At 56.2% G+C, this 21,608-nt stretch carries 19 protein-coding genes; 6 read left to right on the forward strand and 13 right to left on the reverse strand.

Features of this window, described 5'->3' with window-relative positions:
- Positions 1-67 precede the first annotated feature (67 nt).
- A complete protein-coding gene (gene yejK, locus AC27FC_RS00625) occupies positions 68-1,075 on the forward strand; it encodes a nucleoid-associated protein YejK (RefSeq protein ID WP_008500957.1) in 1,008 nt (335 codons plus the stop codon).
- Positions 1,076-1,126: 51 nt separating this feature from the next.
- Here yejK and rplY read toward each other — a convergent pair whose 3' ends face one another.
- Both rplY and radD read right to left on the reverse strand, forming a co-directional pair.
- Positions 1,127-1,411 (reverse strand): 50S ribosomal protein L25, encoded by a 285-nt coding sequence (rplY, locus tag AC27FC_RS00630; protein ID WP_023312497.1) that lies wholly within the window; start codon positions 1,409-1,411, stop codon positions 1,127-1,129.
- Between the two features lie 125 nt (positions 1,412-1,536).
- Positions 1,537-3,297, reverse strand: coding sequence for a DNA repair helicase RadD (gene radD, locus AC27FC_RS00635; protein ID WP_094934172.1), 1,761 nt, complete (start codon positions 3,295-3,297; stop codon positions 1,537-1,539).
- Positions 3,298-3,578: 281 nt separating this feature from the next.
- Here radD and rsuA point away from each other — a divergent pair, with 281 nt between their 5' ends.
- The 3 genes from rsuA to AC27FC_RS00650 all read left to right on the forward strand — a co-directional run bounded on the left by rsuA (position 3,579) and on the right by AC27FC_RS00650 (position 6,122).
- Positions 3,579-4,286 (forward strand): 16S rRNA pseudouridine(516) synthase RsuA, encoded by a 708-nt coding sequence (rsuA, locus tag AC27FC_RS00640; RefSeq protein WP_058841527.1) that lies wholly within the window; start codon positions 3,579-3,581, stop codon positions 4,284-4,286.
- Between the two features lie 15 nt (positions 4,287-4,301).
- Positions 4,302-5,498 (forward strand): Bcr/CflA family multidrug efflux MFS transporter, encoded by a 1,197-nt coding sequence (locus AC27FC_RS00645; protein ID WP_094934170.1) that lies wholly within the window; start codon positions 4,302-4,304, stop codon positions 5,496-5,498.
- A 279-nt stretch (positions 5,499-5,777) separates the two neighbouring features.
- Positions 5,778-6,122, forward strand: a complete 345-nt coding sequence (locus AC27FC_RS00650; RefSeq protein ID WP_028013883.1) for a YejG family protein — start codon at positions 5,778-5,780, stop codon at positions 6,120-6,122.
- 3 nt (positions 6,123-6,125) lie between these two features.
- Here AC27FC_RS00650 and yejF read toward each other — a convergent pair whose 3' ends face one another.
- From yejF to AC27FC_RS00695, 9 genes are all read right to left on the reverse strand, one after another.
- Entirely contained in the window at positions 6,126-7,715 is a 1,590-nt protein-coding gene (yejF, locus tag AC27FC_RS00655; protein ID WP_094934167.1) for a microcin C ABC transporter ATP-binding protein YejF, read from the reverse strand.
- Position 7,716: 1 nt separating this feature from the next.
- Positions 7,717-8,742, reverse strand: a complete 1,026-nt coding sequence (locus tag AC27FC_RS00660) for an ABC transporter permease (protein WP_087823040.1) — start codon at positions 8,740-8,742, stop codon at positions 7,717-7,719.
- Positions 8,742-9,836 (reverse strand): microcin C ABC transporter permease YejB, encoded by a 1,095-nt coding sequence (locus AC27FC_RS00665; RefSeq protein WP_024908182.1) that lies wholly within the window; start codon positions 9,834-9,836, stop codon positions 8,742-8,744. The genes AC27FC_RS00660 and AC27FC_RS00665 overlap by 1 nt, the downstream gene beginning before the upstream one ends.
- A 9-nt stretch (positions 9,837-9,845) precedes the next feature.
- Positions 9,846-11,651 (reverse strand): extracellular solute-binding protein, encoded by a 1,806-nt coding sequence (locus AC27FC_RS00670; RefSeq protein WP_196354925.1) that lies wholly within the window; start codon positions 11,649-11,651, stop codon positions 9,846-9,848.
- A gap of 74 nt (positions 11,652-11,725) precedes the next feature.
- On the reverse strand, positions 11,726-13,282 hold the full coding sequence (locus AC27FC_RS00675) for a cyclic di-GMP phosphodiesterase (RefSeq protein ID WP_039263175.1): 1,557 nt from the start codon (positions 13,280-13,282) through the stop codon (positions 11,726-11,728).
- 127 nt (positions 13,283-13,409) lie between these two features.
- Positions 13,410-13,979 (reverse strand): bifunctional murein DD-endopeptidase/murein LD-carboxypeptidase, encoded by a 570-nt coding sequence (mepS, locus tag AC27FC_RS00680; protein ID WP_008500946.1) that lies wholly within the window; start codon positions 13,977-13,979, stop codon positions 13,410-13,412.
- A 415-nt stretch (positions 13,980-14,394) separates the two neighbouring features.
- Positions 14,395-15,108 (reverse strand): phosphatase PAP2 family protein, encoded by a 714-nt coding sequence (locus tag AC27FC_RS00685; protein WP_029740964.1) that lies wholly within the window; start codon positions 15,106-15,108, stop codon positions 14,395-14,397.
- Between the two features lie 33 nt (positions 15,109-15,141).
- Positions 15,142-16,128 (reverse strand): CobW family GTP-binding protein, encoded by a 987-nt coding sequence (locus AC27FC_RS00690; protein ID WP_196354924.1) that lies wholly within the window; start codon positions 16,126-16,128, stop codon positions 15,142-15,144.
- Positions 16,129-16,252: 124 nt separating this feature from the next.
- Positions 16,253-17,719, reverse strand: a complete 1,467-nt coding sequence (locus AC27FC_RS00695) for a mannitol dehydrogenase family protein (protein WP_196354923.1) — start codon at positions 17,717-17,719, stop codon at positions 16,253-16,255.
- Between the two features lie 205 nt (positions 17,720-17,924).
- On the opposite strand from AC27FC_RS00695, the gene uxuA reads away from it, so the two are divergent.
- Positions 17,925-19,115: a mannonate dehydratase gene (gene uxuA, locus AC27FC_RS00700; RefSeq protein WP_196354922.1), complete on the forward strand. Its 1,191-nt coding sequence runs from the start codon at positions 17,925-17,927 to the stop codon at positions 19,113-19,115.
- 117 nt (positions 19,116-19,232) lie between these two features.
- On the opposite strand, the gene yeiP is transcribed toward uxuA, so the two are convergent.
- The gene (gene yeiP / locus AC27FC_RS00705; RefSeq protein WP_008500940.1) at positions 19,233-19,805 is read right to left on the reverse strand and encodes an elongation factor P-like protein YeiP; all 573 of its coding nucleotides are present in this window, start codon (positions 19,803-19,805) and stop codon (positions 19,233-19,235) included.
- 164 nt (positions 19,806-19,969) lie between these two features.
- Between yeiP and AC27FC_RS00710 the strand changes: the two genes are divergently transcribed.
- Positions 19,970-20,224 (forward strand): YkgJ family cysteine cluster protein, encoded by a 255-nt coding sequence (locus AC27FC_RS00710; RefSeq protein WP_023312483.1) that lies wholly within the window; start codon positions 19,970-19,972, stop codon positions 20,222-20,224.
- Here AC27FC_RS00710 and setB read toward each other — a convergent pair.
- Positions 20,221-21,402, reverse strand: coding sequence for a sugar efflux transporter SetB (gene setB / locus AC27FC_RS00715; protein WP_196354921.1), 1,182 nt, complete (start codon positions 21,400-21,402; stop codon positions 20,221-20,223). The two genes, AC27FC_RS00710 and setB, sit on opposite strands and share 4 nt — an antisense overlap.
- Positions 21,403-21,608: the final 206 nt, after the last annotated feature.

Here is a 21,608-nt window from a genome sequence, read left to right on the forward strand (position 1 = left end):
TTATCTGTTGTTGCACACATGTCCTGGTGGTGGTTGAATACCGCCCGGTCTAAAAGGAGAGTTTATCATGAGTCTGGAAATCAACCAGATTGCCTTGCACCAGCTTATCAAGCGTGATGAGCAAACCCTTGAAGTGGTGCTGCGCGATTCGTTACTGGAACCCACGGCGACCGTGGTGGAGATGATGGCAGAGCTGCATCGCGTCTACAGTGCCAAAAATAAAGCCTATGGCCTGTTCAGCGAAGAGAGTGAACTGGCCGATAGCCTGCGCCTGCAGCGTCAGGGCGAAGAGGATTTCCTGGCGTTTAGCCGCGCCGCCACCGGGCGTCTGCGCGACGAGCTGGCGAAATATCCGTTCGCCGACGGCGGGATCGTGCTGTTCTGCCACTATCGCTACCTGGCGGTCGAGTATCTGCTGGTTACCGTGCTGAATAACTTAAGCAGCATGCGCGTCAACGAGCAGCTGGATATCAGCTCAACGCATTATCTGGATATCAACCATGCGGATATCGTGGCGCGTATTGATTTGACCGAGTGGGAAACCAACCCGGAGTCGACCCGCTACCTGACTTTCCTGAAGGGGCGCGTGGGCCGCAAAGTGGCGGATTTCTTTATGGATTTCCTCGGTGCCAGCGAAGGTCTTAACGCCAAAGCGCAGAACAAAGGGCTGCTCCAGGCGGTTGACGACTTCACGGCTGAAGCGCAGCTCGATAAATCTGAGCGCCAGACCGTGCGCCAGCAGGTTTACAGCTACTGCAACGAACAGCTGCAGGCAGGGGAGGAGATCGAGCTGGAGTCCCTGTCAAAAGAGCTGGCGGGCGTCAGCGAAGTCAGCTTCCAGGAATTCACCGCGGAGAAAGGCTATGAGCTTGAAGAGAGCTTCCCGGCAGATCGCAGTACGCTGCGTCAGTTAACCAAGTTTGCCGGCAGCGGCGGTGGGTTAACCATCAACTTTGACGCGATGTTGCTGGGTGAACGCATCTTCTGGGATCCGGCCACCGATACGCTGACCATTAAAGGTACGCCGCCGAACCTGCGCGATCAGCTTCAGCGCCGCACCTCGGGTGGGAAATAACAGCCATAAAAAAACCCCGCAGAAGCGGGGTTTTTTTCGACGAGTTTGCGATTACGCGCGAACGAAGTCGATGTGAGTCAGTTTTGGCTTGAACGCGTGACGCTGAACAGCCTGAACTTTCACTTTTTCTTCTTTACCGCCAACAACGATGGTCAGAACTTCGCTGTAGAATTCAGCTTTGGTCTGCAGGTTCCACAGTTTGTCGTGATCCAGTTCGATTGCAACTGGAGCAGCTTCGCCACCGTAAACGATAGCCGGGAACTTGTTAGCGTTACGCAGGCGGCGGCTCGCACCCTTACCCTGCACGTTACGTACTTCTGCTTCGATAGTGAACATTGATTTCTCTCTGTATTTAAAACCCTACTACAGGCGACCCAGCAGCAGGTGAGTGTTCTGCCTCACGGATGTGAAGCGGGCGGCATTTTATACTCAAATGCCCCTCACATCAATGAAAAGTCCCGCTAACCGCGCAATTCGTTGGCGCGACGGAAGCGACCTTCGTAGTCAAAGAGCTTCTCGCGCACCTGCCAGAACTGGCCTTTCTTACGGGCGACGACAAAATCCGGATGGCGCAATAACACCTGCTGACGCACGATATCTGCTACGGTTATCCAGCGCAGGGGCACGCCCGGCGTGCGGGTATGCGGGCGGATAAACAGCTGTTCGAAGGCCATTCGCTGGGCAGGCGTCTGGACGCGGAAGCGCTCGCTGACGTCCGCCCCGTCTTCGTCGTAATAGGTGATTTTCAGCCACTCGCCTTTTTCATCGGCGCCGGGCTGCAGTGCCATGCCGGAACAGCGCAGCACCAGGGCATCTTTCAGCTTTAGCGCCGCTTTCAGCATGTCGTCCGGGTCAACCAGCACCGTGTCGCATTCCCGGCAGCGGCGGGCGGCAATATCGTTTTCGGCGTTGCACTGCGGGCAGTTTTTGAACCGGAAGCGGAAATCGCACTGCTCGCGATGCCCGTCATCATCTTCAAACCAGCCCTGACAGCGGCGGCCAAAGTGTTCGAGCAGCGTACCGTCGGCGGTGGTTTTTCCCCAGAAGGTGTTGGCAAACCCGCAGGCAGGGCAAAAGACCTGTACGGGCACGTTGTCGCTTTTCCCTTTTGGCGCGCCGACCTCAGGCGTATAGAGATCGTGCGGGTTACCGGCATAATCCAGAATCAGGCAGTCGGTTTTCCCCGGGGCCAGGCGCAGGCCGCGGCCAACAATTTGCTGATACAGACTGACCGATTCGGTCGGGCGCAAAATGGCGATCAGGTCGACGTGCGGGGCGTCAAAGCCGGTGGTCAATACCGACACGTTTACCAGATAGCGGAACCGCTGGGCTTTAAAGTCGTCAATCAGGCCGTCGCGCTCCGAACCGGGCGTTTCGCCGGTGATTAACGCCGCGTCGCCGGCGGGCAGTAACCCGGTAATTTCGCGCGCGTGCTCAACGGTGGCGGCAAAGATCATCACCCCCTTGCGCGTCGCGGCGAACTCCTCAATCTGGCTGATGATATGCGGCGTAATACGCTTTTGCTTTTTCAGCTCCTGGTTGAGATCCGCTTCGCTGAATAAGCCGTTGCTCTGCGCCTGCAGACGGCTGAAATCGTACTGCACCACCGGCATATCCAGCCGTTCAGGCGGCGTCAGGTAGCCATGTTTAATCATGTAGCGCAGCGGAAGTTCGTAAATGCAGTCGCTAAACAGGGCCTTGTCATCGCCGCGCACCATGCCGTGATAATGGTAGCGATAGATCCAGCCTTTCCCCAGGCGAAACGGGGTCGCCGTCAGGCCCAGCAGGCGCAGGTGAGGGTTCACCGCTTTCAGGTGAGCCAGGATTTGCTGATACTGGCTGTCGTCGTCATCGCTGATGCGGTGACACTCGTCAACAATCAGCAGCGAAAATTCGCTGCGAAATAGCTCCAGATTGCGCGCCACCGACTGCACGCTGCCGAAGACCACTTTGCCGTGGCTCTCTTTGCGCTTTAGCCCGGCGGCGAAAATATCGGCTTCCAGCCCAAGCGCACAATACTTGGCATGGTTTTGCGCGACGAGCTCTTTGACGTGCGCCAGCACCAGCACGCGACCACGGGCCAGACGCGCCAGTTCGGCGATGACCAGGCTTTTGCCTGCGCCGGTCGGGAGCACAATCGCCGCCGGCTCGCGATGTTTACGGAACCAGGCGAGGGTGGCGTCAACGGCTTCCTGCTGATAGGGACGAAGTGTAAAAGTCATAGGGTCTCGGTTTCGTTATTCCGCACATATACCCGTCATACTTCAAGTTGCCTGTGCGTTGGCTGCACTCGTTCACCCCGGTCACTTACTTATGTAAGCTCCCGGGGATTCACTCCTTTGCCGCCTTCATGCAACCCGAATTATTTAGGGTATAGATAGTATGCCACGAAACTTTTTCCCTTGAGTGGCGCAACCAGACCATTATACTGAACCGTTCCAGACTGCTTCTTTTTTCGGACCTGTTGTCCGACTTCCAGCACCATTAAGGCTAAAAAGATTTCATGCGACTTGATAAGTTTATCGCTCAGCAACTCGGCGTAAGCCGCGCTATTGCCGGGCGCGAAATTCGCGCCAGCCGCGTTACCGTGGATGGCGACATTGTGAGAGACAGCGCGTTCAAACTGCAACCTGACCATCAGGTGGAGTATGACGGCAATCCGCTGACCCAGCAGCACGGTCCGCGCTACTTCATGCTCAATAAGCCGGAAGGCTACGTCTGCTCAACGGAAGATCCCGATCACCCGACGGTGCTCTATTTCCTCGACGAACCGGTGGCGCACAAGCTGCACGCCGCAGGCCGCCTCGACATCGACACCACGGGTCTGGTGCTGATGACCGACGACGGGCAGTGGTCGCATCGCATTACTTCCCCGCGTCACCACTGCGAGAAAACCTATCTGGTCACGCTGGAGTCGCCGGTGTCGGATGACACGGCAGAGCAATTCACGAAAGGCGTTCAGCTGCATAATGAAAAAGATCTGACCAAACCCGCCGTGCTTGAGGTGATCACGCCGACGGAGGTCCGTCTGACCATCAGCGAAGGGCGCTACCATCAGGTGAAACGTATGTTTGCCGCGGTGGGGAACCACGTTGTTGGCCTGCATCGTGAGCGGATTGGTGCGATCGAACTCGATCCCGACCTGGCGCCAGGCGAATATCGCCCGTTAACGGAAGAAGAGATCGCCAGCGTCGGTCTGCCTTCGCACTAATTTCAGGAGAGCTCTGTGACCACCAGGCCACACTCGTCGTTCAAAATCGTCTTCATTCTTGGCCTGCTGGCCATGCTGATGCCGCTGTCTATTGATATGTACCTGCCCGCGCTGCCGGTCATTTCCGCGCAGTTTGGCGTTCCGGCGGGCAGCGCGCAGATGACGCTCAGCACCTATATTCTCGGCTTTGCCCTCGGCCAGCTGTTTTATGGCCCGATGGCGGACAGTCTTGGACGCAAGCCCGTTATTCTGGGCGGGACGCTGGTCTTTGCAGCCGCAGCGGTGGCCTGTGCGCTGGCGCAGACCATCGATCATCTGATTATCATGCGCTTCTTCCACGGTCTGGCGGCGGCTGCGGCAAGCGTGGTGATTAACGCCCTGATGCGCGATATCTACCCGAAGGAAGAGTTCTCCCGCATGATGTCGTTCGTGATGCTGGTGACGACGATTGCGCCGCTGGTGGCCCCGATGGCCGGTGGCGCGGTGCTGGTGTGGTTTAGCTGGCATGTGATTTTCTGGATCCTGGCCCTGGCCGCGCTGCTGGCCTCGGCGATGATCTTCTTCTTTATTGATGAAACGCTTCCCGTCGAGCGCCGTCAGAAATTCCACATCCGAACCACAATCGGCAACTTTGCCTCGCTGTTTCGCCACAAGCGCGTGCTCAGCTACATGCTGGCAAGCGGGTTCAGCTTTGCCGGGATGTTCTCCTTCCTGAGCGCCGGGCCGTTTGTCTACATTGAACTGAATCACGTTTCGCCGCAGCACTTCGGCTACTATTTCGCGCTTAACATCGTCTTCCTGTTCATCATGACCATCATCAACAGCCGTTTTGTCCGGCGGGTGGGGGCGCTGAACATGTTCCGCGCCGGGCTGTGGATCCAGTTTGTGATGGCTATCTGGCTGGTGGTGAGCGCGTTTATAGGCGTGGGCTTCTGGGCGCTAGTGGTCGGCGTAGCGGCCTTTGTCGGCTGCGTGTCGATGGTGTCATCTAATGCGATGGCGGTGATCCTGGATGAGTTTCCGCATATGGCGGGCACCGCCTCTTCCCTGGCGGGGACGTTCCGCTTCGGCATCGGCGCTATCGTTGGGGCGTTGCTTTCAATGGCTACCTTTACGACGGCATGGCCCATGCTGTGGGCGATGTCTTTTTGCGCAACCAGCTCGATACTCTTCTATCTTTACGCCAGTCGACCGCGAAAAGCGGCCCACTAAAATACAGAGAAGGCCCGACAGGGCCTTTTTTGTTGATGCATATCAACCAAACCCCCGTTCGTTTATTCCGTGTTTGTTTATTTTATGTAAAATCTATTTGTGTAAAAAGTCACATCATTGTATTCAAAAAGGTTGAGTTAGATCGCAGAAACGGGTACATATAGCGCCGACGCGAGCCTGGATATCGATAAAAAAGCGCTGAATAGTGCAGGCTGGCGATGATGTGTTACTATAAATGTAAATAAATTGTGAAGTAAATTTTGCTTCCGGGGAACGAACGTGAATACATTACAACTCTCCATTGTCCATCGCTTGCCCCAGAGCTATCGCTGGTCGGCGGGTTTTGCAGGTTCGAAAGTTGAACCGATTCCGCAAAGCGTCGCGGGCTGTGAAAACTGCCTGGTGGCACTCAAGCTGCTGAGCCCGAGCGACGAAAATGCATGGCGGGTGATGGAGCGTCTCAGTCAGGCCCTGACGGATATCGAAGTGGACAGCTCCGTGCTGGAGTGTGAAGGTGAGCCGTGCCTGTTCGTGAAGAGCCAGGACGAGTTTGCCGCCACCTGCCGTCTGAAGAATTTTGGCGTTGCCATCGCGGAGCCTTTCTCCGGCCAGTACCCGTTCTGACCGCTAGTCTGCCGACAACAGCTGGCGCGTGTAGCGCTGCGTTGGCGCGCTAAATACGCGCTGGCACTCTCCCTGCTCGACCACTTCTCCCTGTCGCAACACAATCACCTGATGGCATAGCGCCCGCACCACCTGTAGATCGTGGCTGATAAAGATATAGGCCAGCCGGTGCTTTTCCTGAAGCCCTTTCAGCAGCGCCAGGATCTGCGCCTGAACGGTTCTGTCCAGCGACGACGTCGGTTCATCCAGAATAATCAGCTCCGGCTTCAGGATCAGCGCGCGGGCAATGGCGATACGCTGGCGCTGCCCGCCGGAGAATTCAGCCGGATAGCGGTGGCGGGTCCCGGCATCTAAGCCCACTTCGGCCATCACCCGCATAACTTCCTGCTCTCGCTGCTGAGCGCTCAGGCCGGGCTGATGCACGCGCAGACCCTCCTCGATAATCTGTAACACGCTGAGCCGGGGGTTAAGCGAAGAGTTGGGATCCTGAAACACCACCTGCATGCGGGGCCGCACGGGCAGCATCTGGCGGCGGTTCCAGCGGTGCAGCGGCATATCGTCAAAGAAGATCTCGCCCTGCGAGGCAATTAAGCGCAGCAGCGCCAGACCGGTGGTGCTTTTGCCGGAACCGGATTCGCCCACCAGCCCCAGGGATTCTCCCGGGCGCAGCGAGAAGCGGATGTTTTTCAGCACCGGATTCTGGTCGACGATGCGCCGCAGAATACCTTTGCGGATCGGGAACGAGACGGACAAATCCTCAACGCGCAGCAGCGGTGTGCTGTCCGCCTTGACGGGAACCGGGTCGCCGGAGGGTTCGCTGTCGAGCAGGCGCAGCGTATAGGGGTGCTGCGGCGCGCTCAGCAGCGTGGACGCGCTATTCTGTTCAACGCATCGTCCGTTTTGCATCACCGCGACGCTGTCGGCCAGCTTTCTCACAATGCTCAGGTTGTGCGTGATAAACAGCAGGCTCATGTTCAGCTCGTCACGCAGCTCCCGCAGCAGCGTCAATATTTGCGCCTGTACCGTCACGTCCAGCGCCGTTGTGGGCTCGTCGGCAATCAACAGCTCGGGGCGCGTGAGTAGGGCCATAGCGATCATCACGCGCTGGCGTTCGCCGCCGGAGAGCTGGTGCGGAAAATCATTCAGCCGTTTGGCCGCATTGCGTATGCCCGTTCGTTCCAGACAGTCCAGAATTTCTCCCCGCGCGGCCTCTTTGCGCATCCCCCGGTGCAGGGAGAGCACTTCATAGAGCTGTTTTTCCAGGCTGTGCAGCGGGTTGAGGGAAACCATCGGCTCCTGGAAGATCATCGCGATTTTGTTGCCGCGAATACCGCGCAGGGTATGTTCGTCGGCATGCAGCAGCGAGCTGCCGTGAAACAGAATATCCCCTTGCGGGTAGCTCACCGGTGGAGACGGCAACAGCCGCAGGATGGAGAGTGCCGAAACGCTCTTGCCTGAACCCGACTCGCCCACCAGGGCCAGCGTTTCCCCGGGCTGGATCTGCAGCGACAGGTCGGTGACCACGGTGCGCGTCTCGTCCTGCTTTGAAAAAGCAATCGACAGGTTATCAATACTGAGAAGAGGCTGGGTCATTTTATACCGCCTTGTTCGGATCGAAGGCATCGCGCACGGCTTCACCAATAAAAATCAGCAGCGACAGCAGCACGGCCACGGAAAGAAAGGCGGCGATGCCTAACCACGGCGCCTGCAGGTTGTTCTTACCCTGCAGCAGCAGTTCGCCGAGCGACGGGGAACCCAGCGGTAGCCCGAAACCAAGAAAATCCAGCGAGGTGAGGGTGGTGATGGAGCTGCACAGAATAAACGGCAGGAAAGTGAGCGTTGCCACGACCGCGTTGGGCAGCATGTGGCGGAAGATGATCCCCCGGTCGCTCACGCCAAGCGCCTGCGCGGCGCGAATGTAGTCGAAATTGCGGGTGCGCAGGAACTCCGCGCGCACCACGCCCACCAGCGCCATCCAGCCGAACAGGACGGTGATGCCTAACAGCCACCAGAAGCCAGGCTGCACCACGCTGGAAAGCAGGATGATCAGAAACAGCGTTGGCATGCCTGACCACACTTCAATAACCCGCTGGCCCCACAGGTCGATTTTCCCGCCGTAGTAGCCCTGAACGGCACCCGCCACGACGCCCATTACGCTGGAGAATATTGTCAGCATCAGCCCAAAGAGAAGAGAAATTCGCGTGCCATACAGGATGCGCGCCAGCACGTCCCCGCCGTTAGCATCCGTTCCCAGCCAGTTTTGCGCGGAGGGCGGGGAAGGGAAGGGCGTCGTGGTGGCGAAGTTAATGCTGTTTGCGCCAAAGCGCACCGGTGCCCAGAGCGCCCAGCCGCGCCTGTCGATTTGATCGCGAAGCCACGGATCCTGATACTCCGCCGGTGTTGCAAACGGGCCGCCAAAGTCGCTTTCGCTGTAGTTGGCGATAACCGGCACGTACCAGCGGTCGTTAAAATGCACCAGCAGCGGTTTGTCGTTGGCGATCAGCTCCGAACACATGCTTAAGGCAAACAGCACGGCAAAAATCCACAGCGACCAGTAGCCGCGGCGGTTGTGGCGAAAGCGGGCCCAGCGGGCCTGGTTGACGGGGCTTAAACGCGGCATCAGCGGCCCTCAAAATCAATTCGGGGATCGACCAGCGTATAGCTGATATCACTGATGATATTCAGCAGCAGGCCAATCAGGGTGAAAATATAGAGTGTGCCAAACATCACCGGATAATCGCGCGATACGGTAGCCTCATAGCCCAGCAGCCCCAGGCCGTTGAGCGAGAACATCACCTCTATCAGCAGCGAGCCGGTAAAAAACATGCCGATGAACGTGGCCGGAAATCCGGCGATCACCAGCAGCATGGCGTTGCGGAACACGTGTTTCCACATGATCTGCTTCTCGCTCACGCCCTTGGCGCGGGCCGTGACAACGTACTGCTTACGAATTTCATCGAGAAAGGCGTTTTTGGTCAACATGGTCAGGGCCGCAAACCCGCCGATGACCGTGGCCAGCACCGGCAGCGTGATATGCCAGAGATAGTCGGTGATTTTCTGATACCACGGCAGGGAGCTAAAATCGGCGGAGACCAGCCCCCGCAGCGGGAAGAGGTCGAAATAGCTTCCCCCGGCAAAAAAGACAATCAGCAGGACGGCAAACAGAAACGCCGGGATGGCGTAGCCGATGATGATGAACGTGCTGCTCCAGATATCAAACCGGCTGCCGTTATACACCGCTTTGCGGATCCCAAGCGGTATAGAGACCAGATAGATAATCAGCGTTCCCCACAGCCCGAGCGTTATCGAAACCGGCAGGCTTTGCTTGATCAACGTTAACACTGACGCACTGCGAAACAGGCTGTCGCCAAAATCAAAGCGGATGTAATCCCAGAGCATCTTGAAATAGCGCTCGTGAATCGGTTTGTCAAAGCCGTAGCGGTGGGTGATCTCGGCGATCACTTCCGGATCCAGCCCGCGTCCGCCGCGATAATGGCTTTCGCTGATATTCCCTACGCCGGTTCGCGCATGGCTCGCGCCCATCCCTTCACCGCCGCCGCCGGGCATGCCGCCGCTGTTGCCAAATTCAATGGCGGCAATCGCCTGATCGACCGGGCCGCCGGGGGCGATTTGCACGATAAAAAAGTTAATCGTGATGATGGCCCACAGGGTGGGGATGACCAGCAGGAGACGACGGAGAAGATAGGCACCCATGATGATTCCTTATCGCCGCTCAGCGGGAAGTCTGGCGGCTTTGTTAACGTCATACCACCAGGTATCAAAGCCCAGGGAGTAGACAGGGCGCACGGCAGGCACGGAGAATTTGTCCCAGCGCGCCAGGCGATCTTCGCCCATATACCACATCGGCAGCATGTAGTAGTTCCAGGTCAGGACCCTGTCGAGGGCGCGCCCGAGCGGCAGGAGCTTTTCTTTATCCCCCTGCGCCGCCACTATTTTCGCAATCAGCGCGTCAATCGCCGGGCTTTTTACACCTGGCGCATTGTATGAGGAGTCAATGTAGCTGGAGGCCCAGGAGATTTGCAGGTCGGAGCTGGGCCACGGCTGCGCGGGCCACAGACGCTGCATCATGTCGTAATCACGGCTGCGCATGCGGCTGGTGATCTGCGCGTTATCGACCTGGCGAATGTTCATGGTCACGCCCAGCCGCTCAAGGTTGTGCTTAAACGGCAGTACCCACTGATCGTTGCCCCCGGACGAGAGCAGCAGCTCAAAGCTGAGAGGTTTACCCGTTTTGGCATCCACACGCTTTTGATTTTTCAGGTGCCAGCCCGCGTCATCCAGCAGCTTGCTGGCTTTCAGCAGGTTGTCGCGGTCGTAACCGTCACCGTCCGACGCGGGTGGCTGAAACACGGTGGTGAACACCTGCGGCGGAACCTCCGCTTTCAGCGGCGCCAGCAGTGTCAGCTCGTCGGCTTTCGGGTAATCGCGCGCGGCGTATTCGGTGTTCTGAAAATAGCTGTTGGCACGGCTGTAAGCCCCGTAAAACAGCGCCTTGTTCATCCACTCAAAATCAAAGGCCAGGGAAATGGCTTCGCGCACCCGGCGGTCATTAAATACCGGACGCTGAATATTAAACGCCAGCCAGCGGGTGTCCTGGGCAGACTCATTTTTGTGCTCGTCTTTGACGATATAGCCTTTGGCGAAATTTTTGCCGATATAGCGGGTCGCCCAGTTTTTGGCGCTGCTTTCTACGCGTAGATCGAAGGCGCCGGCTTTGAACGCTTCAAACGCCACGTTATCGTCGAGGTAGTAATCATAGCGAAGGGTGTCGAAATTCCAGCGCCCGCGGTTTACCGGCAGGTCTGCTGCCCAGTAGTCTTTCACGCGAGAGTAAACGACATATTGCCCCATGCGCCAGTCGGTGATGCGGTATGGGCCGCCTGCCAGCGGCGGCGTGGAAAGCGGGTCGCTTAGCTTATGATTTTTCCAGAACGATTCCGGCATCACCGGCAGCGAGAACAGGCTGAGCATGTTCTCTTTGTTCGGTTCGCTCAGCTCAATGCGCACGGTGAGCGGCGCAATGGCTCTGACGGATGCGCCTTTATACACGATGCGGAACTGGGGGACGCCTTCGGTCATGAATTTATGGAAGGTGAACGCCACGTCGCTGGCCTTCACCGGCGTACCGTCGTGAAAACGTGCTCGCGGATTCAGCGAGATTTCCGCCCAGGCGAAGTTATCGGCGTAACGCACGTTCTCGGCAATCAGCGGATAATAGCTGCCGGGCTCATCATCCGACGTGACGAAGAGCGTATCGTAAAGCGATTCCGTCCGAGCGGCCGCCACGCCGCGCAGGGCGAAGCGGTTGAAGTTGTCGAATGTTCCCGTGGCGGAAAGCGTGACCTTTCCGCCCTTCGGCGCGGCAGGGTTAACGTAATCGAAGTGCGTAAAATTGACCGCATATTTCGGCTCGCCAATCACCGCGAAGGCGATATTTTCTTTGATGGCCTGCGCCTGGCTGGACAGGCTCGTTAGTGCCAACATCAGCAACATGAAGCGCATAAGCATCTTGCGGCGGCTCCCTCTTTTACAGACCGGCTCGGTTAAGCTGAATAATAAGTGACGTCACGGGCAATGTGAAATTAATCACCCTCGGGCGAAATATCAGGCCGCCATTCGCGGAACTGCGCCAGCGGCATCGGGCGGCTAATCCAGTATCCCTGCAGGAAATTAACGCCGTGTTCGCGCAGCCAGGCGGCCTGTTCCGGCGTTTCCACCCCTTCGGCGACGGTCGACATATTCAGTCGTCTTGCCAGCGTCAGGACGGCGTCCAGCACCGGCGACGTCACGGTCTCGGTGCCAATCGCATTAACAAAACCGCGGTCAATCTTGAGGTAGTCCATGGTGAAATGCTCAAGATAAATCAGCGCGCTGTGGCCGGTGCCAAAATCATCAATGGCTATCTCAAACCCTTCGTTGTGCAGCCATTCGAAAAGGCTGTTGGCTTCCCGATGATTGAGCATGTCGCGCTCGGTAATTTCCAGCACGATCTGGAAGTAATCCTGCGGCAGTAGCGCTTTGAAAGTGCGCATATCGTCTTTGAAGCTTTCCGCATGCAGATGCCCCGGCGCAATGTTGATGCCCACCTTTGCTCCCGGAGGTAACAGGGTTTGTAACACGGGGGCATCGTGAATGATAAGGTCAAAGAGATGCAGCGTCAGCGGGACAATCAGCTTCTGCGCTTCGGCAAAGTTGATAAACGCGTCCGGAGGAATTTCCCCCATCGTCGGGTGTTTCCAGCGCATCAGCACTTCAAGCCCGGTCATCTGGAGCGATTTAGCATCGACGACGGGCTGATAGACCACGTAAAACTGGCCGCGCTTAATGGCGCTTAAAATCTCTTTACCCGGATTGAGCCGAATGCTGAGGATATAGTAGTTGAGCGATCCGGCACAAATGCCGCATACCAGCCCGAAGAACAGGGCGTAGAGAATTTCATCGCTGGTCCATGCGTCAGCATACAGGTTGATGGTCAGGGGCACGTCTTTCAGCGTCGCGGTACGGGCCGGCGTTTCATGCAGATCATGCGCAAGGACCAGCGTGCTGGAGCGCGTTGACAGCGCATGGTCGCCAATAATGATGGCAATACCGGCAAATTCGTCCTGGCGCGCGGTGTAGAGCAGGTAAGGCGTCAGATTGAGATTCACCGAGGTAAACACGCCGCCGTCCTTCACTAGCGGGTTACGGTACCAGATGGCAATCGCGGGCTTGTTGGGTAACATGGGGGTGCCGGGAAGTAACGCCATATCAATCTGTTTGTCGATGTGCAGCTCGGGGATTAGCTCCTCCATGGGAACATTCATCGGCCCCGTGGCAGAAGAGCAGAACGCCATTTTGTCTCTGACCAGCAGGAATGCGCGAACGTTAACGCTAAAGGCAGCGCGCGAGGTAAGTTCCTGATTGACGTCGTGGCAGTTGTTTAACGTGAGCGGCTGGAGCACATCGATAGAATTTTTTAACTCATCGAAGTAGCTCTCCATATAGATGCTCACATCGTGGATCAGGGTGTCGAATTTGACTTCCCGCTTGTGGTAGCTCCAGAAAAATTGCAACGAACCCAGGAGCAGGGCGGCGATCAGGCCTGTGATGATGCTGAGGATCAGTATTTTGCGATTGCTGGAGAAATAGCGGGTGAACATAGACGTCGTGATTCCTGAAATGCCGCTGGATGTATTCAGTGTAACGGGCAAAAAAAAACACTGCCGAAGCAGTGCTTTTTTTCATCATATCGTCAGCCAAGGGATAACCAACGATACAATAGTCATATTAACTGCGGGTCAGTACGCGGCGTGCTTCGTTGTAGCGCTTCTTCCAGTACGGTTCATTCATGCTGGAAATGGTCACACCGCTGCTGGTGGAGGCATGTACAAACTGGTCATTACCAATGTAGATGCCAACATGTCGACCTGTAGAACCGGCACGGAACAGGACTAAATCACCGGTGCGCAGTTTGGTACGTGAAATCGACTTGCCCATCTCCTGCTGTTCATAGGTTGAACGCGGAAGATCTAACCCAAATTGCTCACGGAACGTACGCTGTACAAAACCGGAACAATCAATACCTGTTTTTGTGCTGCCACCAAGGCGATAGCGCACGCCTTTCCAGTCAGCATACTGGTCCATAATGCGGGACTTCACGTCCAGATTACGTACCATATTTTCAAATTCATCCTGAGAGGCTTGCAGTGACGAGGAATCTTCCATTCCCACAACACGCGTCTCAGGATGCATATTCTTTGCGGTGTTCGATGTACTACATGCAGACAGCAGTACCGCGACTGCTATCGCCGGGATCCCCCGTAAGATATATCTCAGAAACGGTTGAGATTTGACCATTTTGTTTATTATCCCTTGAAGTCCTTAACGACAAATATCGTTATAAAAATGCCAAACGTGACGAGACTAATTATCTGTTCACATTGAGACAATTCTTTCTGGTCACATTTGTGGCACAGCGCACAAAATTATTCGCCAGTGAAATAATTATCTCTATGGGGCAAAACGAGTTCGAGATTAACCGATTGCCTGGGGTATTGCGAGAAAAAAAAGCCTTTTTTTTATAAGAAAATGTGATACAGAAAGTAAAAACATAGAATTGCTCAAAATAGCGACGGATCCGCTGCGCCAGTATGCAATTGCTTCATTTTTATCATGAATATGATGACGAGAATATGACAGTGGGGAAAGATCGCGGCGAGAACGCTATCAGGGATCGACATGATCCCTGATAGCTCACGTTAATTTAGGTTAGTTATTTGTTTAATTGTTGTTGCGCTCTTCCGGGAAGATAGCGATCGAACAGCGCTATTATCCTGTCGCTCAGTGGGGTCATCAAACACCACGGCAGCGCAATCAGCGCCACGGAGAGCGAACCGACGGCAATATCGGTAAACCAGTGAGCGCCAATCATTACGCGCGGGAAGGCAAAAACCACAAAAATAATCAGGGCTATGGCAAAAGCTTTTCTGCCGAAATAGCGAAGCATAATTGCGGAAAAAATAAGCAGCATCATGCCGTGATCGCCGGGGAAACTGTCCTTCGACGCATCTTTTGTTGGAATATGCAGCAGTTCGCTGACGCGATAAATATCGGTGAAGAATAGCGTTGGGCTTGAACGCTTAACCGGAATAATCGCAGTTGCCAGCTGGTTAATGACAACGGCAAACAGCAGCATCACCAGACCGATAATGAGAATACGCCGACGCCCGGCTTTATCCTCTTTCAGCCAGAAAGAGAGCATCAGGCAGCCCATGGCCAGCAGCGAGAAGCCGTCGAAGGCGCGGTTGTTGGTAATTGCCACCAGCCACAGGAACGCGTTGCTCTTCACCAGCTCCTGGTTGAAGAAGTGAAAAATGGCAGAATCCAGCGGGAACCAGAAACCATGATCCGCCGGGATATACCAGGAGAAGAAAAGCGCCAGACCGGCGACATTAAGCAGTAATATCAGGGGAAATCGAGTTGTCATAACGTTCTGCATAGAGTGAAAACTGGGGCAACGTTAGCCGCCCGAACTTAAACGAATCCTCAACAGGCTGGACTGGAGGGCATTCCAGTCGGCGTTAACCGCACTAATTAACTCTATTCGGCTGTCAGGCGGCGCCACATTCTGCGTTTCAATAAAGAAATCGTCACCCTGACGGTTGATCCTCACCAGCCCGTCTGGGGTGCGCATGATCCCTTTCACGCGATCGACGGGCGCAAGGCGAGCCCACTCGAGGATCCCGATGGTGTCAAAAACGGTTTCAGCATCAAAAATCCATCCGCAGGCCTGATATCCCTGGCCGCTGTTCAGGTTACGACGCCAGCGCTGATGTTCCGGCAGGCTGAGTGCGGCTAAACCTTGCTTAACCGGATGACTGTGCGAATGATCCGCGCTGGCAGGCAACTCGGTGAGGTTCAGACGAGGAAGGTCAAGCAGGGCGCTATCAATATTCCCCTGGGTGGTCTGCACCCGCGTGCGGTTGCCGCCGAAATGTTGCCACCACGCGTCCAGCGCGGCCTGGCTTTCAGCCGTGGCGCGATCTGCTTTATTCGCGACAATAACGTCAGCCGAGGCGAGTTGATCGCGGAAATTCTCATTGGCCACCGCCTTGTCATCCAGAAGCTGACGCGGATCGAGCAGGCACAGGGTGGCGCGCAGGTCGATCCACGGCTCGTAAACCGGGGCGGTCAGTAAATCGAGGATCTGCTTCGGATGACCCAGCCCGGTGGGCTCAATCAGCAGGCGGTCGGGTTTGCCCTGACACAGCAGCGTATTGAGCCCGACCTGCATCGGCAGGCCATTGACGCAGCACATGCACCCGCCAGGGATCTCTTTAATCATCGCGCCGCTGGATGACAGTAACGCGCCGTCAATGCCTACCTCGCCAAATTCATTGACCAGCACGGCCCATTTCTCGGCAGGATCTTTATTCGCCAGCAGGTGGAGAATTGAGGTGGTTTTACCGCTGCCGAGAAAACCGGTGATGAGGTTGGTTTTGGTCACGTGCGCTCCAGATGAGGATTGTGATGCTATAACACTAATCTCTCTATCCTGGCGAAAAACGTGACCGGTGAGAAGGGGGAGGGCGAACGGAGGCTTCATCCGTTCGCGTTAAGCGCAATAATCGTTAAATATTTAACGTTTCGATAACAGCCTGACGCGCGCCGTGGCGGGTGATGCGCTGGTATACCTGGCTGACAGCCTCCACAAACGCGCTGTTTTGCGCGAGATCGTGACCAAAGACCTCGCTCAGCCCCAGCAGGGCGTTAACGCGGTCGGCGTCGCTGCTGGCATTGACCATCGTGCTAATTTTATCGCTGAGGGGATCGCGAACGTCAATCGCATTGCCACGGTCGTCGGTACCGCTGACGTAGCGTATCCAGCCGGCCACGCCCAGAGCCAGCAGCGACCACGGTGCTTTTCGCTCGAGATGAACGCGGATCCCGTCCAGCATTCTTTGCGGAAGCTTCTGGCTGCCGTCCATCGCGATTTGCCAGGTCCGATGCTGAAGTGCCGGGTTGGCAAAGCGCTCGAGCAGGCTATCGGCGTAGGCGGTGAGGTCGACATCCTTAATGCGTAATGTGGGCACCTGCTCGTCCAGCATCAGCCGACGAGCGGCTTCACGGAACGCAGCGTCCTCCATGCATTCATTAATATGGGCGTAGCCCGCGAGGTACCCCAGATACGCCAGGAAAGAGTGGCTGCCGTTGAGCATGCGCAATTTCATCTGCTCCCACGGCAGAACATCCTGCACCATCTGAACGCCCGCGACTTCCCACTCCGGACGGCCGGCAACAAAATTATCTTCCACCACCCACTGAATAAACGGCTCGCAGCTGATGGCGCACGGATCTTCAACGCCGAGCGCGTCGGTGATTTCCGCCAGCGAGGCGTCCGTCGCGGCGGGAACAATTCTGTCGACCATCGTCCCAGGGAAGCTCACGTGGCTGTCAATCCATTCAGACAGCGCTGCGGAACGCTTTTGCGCCATGCCCAGCACCGCGTTTTTCACCACGTGCCCGTTATCAGGGATATTGTCGCAGGAGAGCACGGTAAACGCAGGCAACCCACGCTCGCGGCGGCGGTGGAGCGCTTCGACCAGGATCCCGGGTGCGGAATGCGGCTCTGAGGGGTTTTCAAGGTCATGGATTATCCGGGCGTTGTGCAGATCGAGTTTCCCGGTCGCGGGATCGATGCAATAGCCTTTCTCCGTGATGGTGAGCGACACAATCGCGACCTGAGGCTCGCAAAATTTCTCAATAATGGCGGGCAGAGAGTCCAGCTTTGCGTTAAGGCATTCATGGACGGCACCGACGATAATCGCCTCATTGCCTTCCGCCCCTTTCTCCAGCACGGTGAACAGGTGATCCTGCGCGCGCAGCTGGCTCATCAGCACGTCGCCGCTGAAAAGGCTAATCTCACAAATACCCCAGTCGCCGCCTTTTTCATTAAGCACCCGGTTTGTTAATAATGCCTGGTGCGCACGGTGAAACGCGCCAAAGCCAAAATGGACGATGCGGGAGCGCAGTTGCTGACGATCGTAGCGAGGCTGCTGAACCTGGGCAGGAAGGGCGGTGGAGGCAATTGTCTTCATGAGATACACACCTGATTAACCATTAATTAACAATGCCAGTGTAAAGTTATATGACAGCAAATAAAATTGGTGAGCCGTAAATATCCCCGTTCTGTGAGTTTGATCAATCAATGTGTGGCGGTATGTTGACCCTTAGCGGTAAACATGTATGGTAGTCGTCATTGCAGTAACGCATATTGGTATAACAACTTAAGAGGGTGAGGCAATGGAACAAACCTGGCGTTGGTACGGGCCGAACGATCCGGTTTCTCTTGATGATGTGCGCCAGGCAGGCGCAACGGGTGTCGTCACGGCGCTGCATCATATTCCTAACGGTCAGGTATGGCCGGCTGAAGAAATTCAACAGCGTCAGGCGCTGCTGGCGGAGAAGGGGTTAACCTGGTCTGTAGTAGAGAGCATCCCGGTTCACGAAGACATCAAAACCCATTCCGGGGACTACCAGACCTGGATTGCTAACTATCAGCAGAGCATTCGCAACCTGGCGGCCTGCGGCATTGATACGGTTTGCTATAACTTCATGCCTATCCTCGACTGGACGCGTACCGACCTTGAATATCAGATGCCGGACGGCTCGAAAGCCCTGCGTTTCGACCAGATCGCCTTCGCGGCGTTTGAGCTGCACATTCTGAAACGCCCTGGCGCCGAAGCGGATTACACCGCGGAAGAGCAGCAGCAGGCGCTTGCGTGGTTTAACGCCGCCAGTGATGCAGACATCGAAAAGCTGACCCGTAATATCATTGCGGGCCTGCCGGGCGCGGAAGAGGGGTATACCCTGGATCAGTTCCGCGCGCGCCTGGCGGAATATGGCAATATTGATAAGCAGCAGCTGCGTGAAAACATGGCGTATTTCCTGCGCGCTATCGTGCCGGTTGCTGAAGAAGCTGGTGTGCGTCTGGCGGTGCACCCGGACGATCCACCGCGTCCTATCCTCGGCCTGCCGCGCATTGTTTCCACTATTGAAGATATGCAGTGGCTGAAGGATACGGTAAACAGCATCTATAACGGCTTCACCATGTGTACCGGCTCCTACGGCGTGCGTGCGGATAACGACCTGGTGCGGATGATTGAAACCTTTGGCGATCGCATTCACTTTACGCACTTGCGTGCGACCTGCCGCGAAGAGAACCCAAAAACCTTCCACGAGGCGGCGCACCTGGGCGGCGATGTGAATATGGTAGCGGTGGTAGACGCCATTCTGGCGGAAGAGGCGCGTCGCAAGCAGGCGGGCGATGTGCGTCCTATCCCGTTCCGTCCGGATCACGGCCACCAGATGCTGGACGATCTGCGTAAGAAAACCAACCCGGGCTATTCGGCGATTGGCCGGCTTAAAGGGATGGCGGAAGTGCGCGGCGTTGAGCTGGCGCTGAAGATAACGAAGTATCCGGAGCTTCTGTAAGCGCTGTTGCCCGGTGGCGCTACGCTTACCGGGCCTACACAAAAACCGGCCTGAGAGCCGGTTTTTGTGTTTTTGTCGGTCGGGCAAGGCTAAGCCGCCACCCGACAAACACCGCAATCAGTCGGCGCGACCCATATAGCGTTTTTCTTCGATATGGATGCGGATCTTCTCGCCAGCGGAGAGGTATTCCGGCACCTGCACAACCAGGCCGGTGGTCAGGGTAGCCGGTTTGTTGCGCGCACTTGCGGATGCGCCTTTGATGCCGGGTGCGGTTTCCACGATTTCCAGATCGACGGTCTGAGGCAGCTCCAGCGCCAGCAGCACGCCGTCCCAGGTCAGGACCTGCATATCAGGCATGCCGCCTTCAGGAATGAACAGCAGCTCTTCTTCAATCTGATCTTTGGTGAAGATGTACGGGGTGTAATCTTCTTTGTCCATGAACACGTATTCGTTGCCGTCGATGTAGGAGAAATCAACGTAGCGACGGGTCAGGGTCACGGTATCGACGATATCGTCACCTTTAAAGCGCTCTTCCACCTTCAGGCCGGTACGCACATCGGCGAAACGCATTTTGTACAGCGTTGCTGCACCACGGGCGCTGGGTGCCTGAATGTCGATATCTTTCACAATCAGCAGTTTGCCGTTGTAATTCAGCACCATACCTTTCTTAATTTCGTTCGCTCTTGGCATTGCAGTAATCCTGTTTACGGGAGGTAAAAAATATCGCGCCAAATTACTCGCGCGCGGCCTTTCAGGCAAGAGGAATTCGTGGCTTTTGCTATCAATACGCAAAAGGTGTTACTGTGCGCGCGATGCCCGACTGCGCGGGCGATCGTCAGCGAAAGAGAGCATTTATGGATTGTCGTCCCGATTGTGGCGCGTGCTGTACTGCACCGTCCATTTCAAGCCCCATTCCAGGAATGCCGGAGGGCAAGCCTGCCAATACCCGCTGCGTTCAGCTCTCGGAAACGAACCTGTGCATGATCTTTGGCTCACCGCTGCGCCCGAAAGTCTGCTCCGGGCTTCAGCCCACGGCCGAAATGTGTGGCAGCACGCGAGGGCAGGCGATGACGTACCTTCTTGAGCTGGAAGCGCTCACCGCGCCCTAAACGTCTTTAATCCTCGCCAGACAGCCGATCGTCAGCGTGCACATCACCAGCGCAATCCAGAACACCGTGTGATAGTTCCAGATTTCGGCAACGACACCGGCCATTGAGCCCGCGATAATCCAGCCCACGCGGGTGGTATTAGTATAAAGGGTGGTGGCAGAGCCTGCCTGGCCCGGCATCAGATCCTGGAAATAGAGCATCCCTATCCCGGCGAGAATGCCTATATAAATGGCGTTCAGCAGCTGTAAAGCCAGCAACAGCCCCGGCGTATGTACCGTCAGCATACCGATATAAAACAGCAGACCGGCGATGGCGGCGATGCGCATTAAAAAACGCTTTCCGAAGCGCTTTGCGTAATAGCCCGCAATGAGCATCGTCGGGATCTCAAGCCCGGCCGCGGTGCCCATCATGATGCCCGCCAGCTTCTCCGACAGGTGCAGTTCATCAATAATAAACAGCGGCATATTGACGATATACAGGCTGTTGGTGCCCCACATCAGCGTGCAGATAACAAACAGGAGCAGGGCATCGCGGCGGTTGCGTCGCGGCGCTTCCAGCACGCCCGTTGCTACTTTTGGCTCTTTGCGCATGGACGGCAGGAAGAACCACACCAGCGCGCCGCACACCACAAACGCGACGGCCGCGCTCAGGTACATCACCGTAAAGCCAAAACCCATCGCCAGCGCGTAGGCTAGCGGCGGGCCAATCACCCATGCCAGCGACACCTGAGCACGCAGGACAGAGCTGAACATCACCGCTTCACGTCCGGTATGGTCCGCGTGTTCGCGGGCAAGGGCGAACAGCTGAGGGTTCGCCGTTGAGCCAAAGCTGCTCAGGAATACCCCGACGAAGAGCAGAATGAAATAGTTGCGGTTCCATGCAAACAGAACGCAGGCCATGACCCCGAGCAGACAGCAGAAAACGATCAGGCTTTTACGATCGCCTTTTCTGTCGGATCGTCCCGCCAGAAACTGGCTGACCAGGATGCCGATGATGGCGCTTCCGGTAAAAAAGAAGCCGACCATTGCCGGACGGACGTGAACCTCATTTGTCAGAAATAGGCTCAATGTTGGCGTCTGTAACGCACCGGCAATGCCCGTGAAGAAGGCAACAACCAGGAATGCCGCTGAGGTCAAATCAAAGGGCTTCGGCGAGACGGCCGCAGGGGTGTTATGCATGTTTTATAATTAGCGAGTAGCAGAGAGGGGCGGAGTTTACGCCGTCAGCTAAAAAATAAACAGTGGGTGCGGTCAATGATGCCACGAAAAATCAAAATGGCATTTCAACTTCCGTCCCACCCGGCTGACCTTAGCTGAAACTGTCTTGCTGAACTTCAGCAAAATTCAGCTGAACGAAGAAGAAATGTGCTGTATCTCTAAATTCT

Source organism: Enterobacter sp. C3_dUdeg (assembly GCF_057536195.1).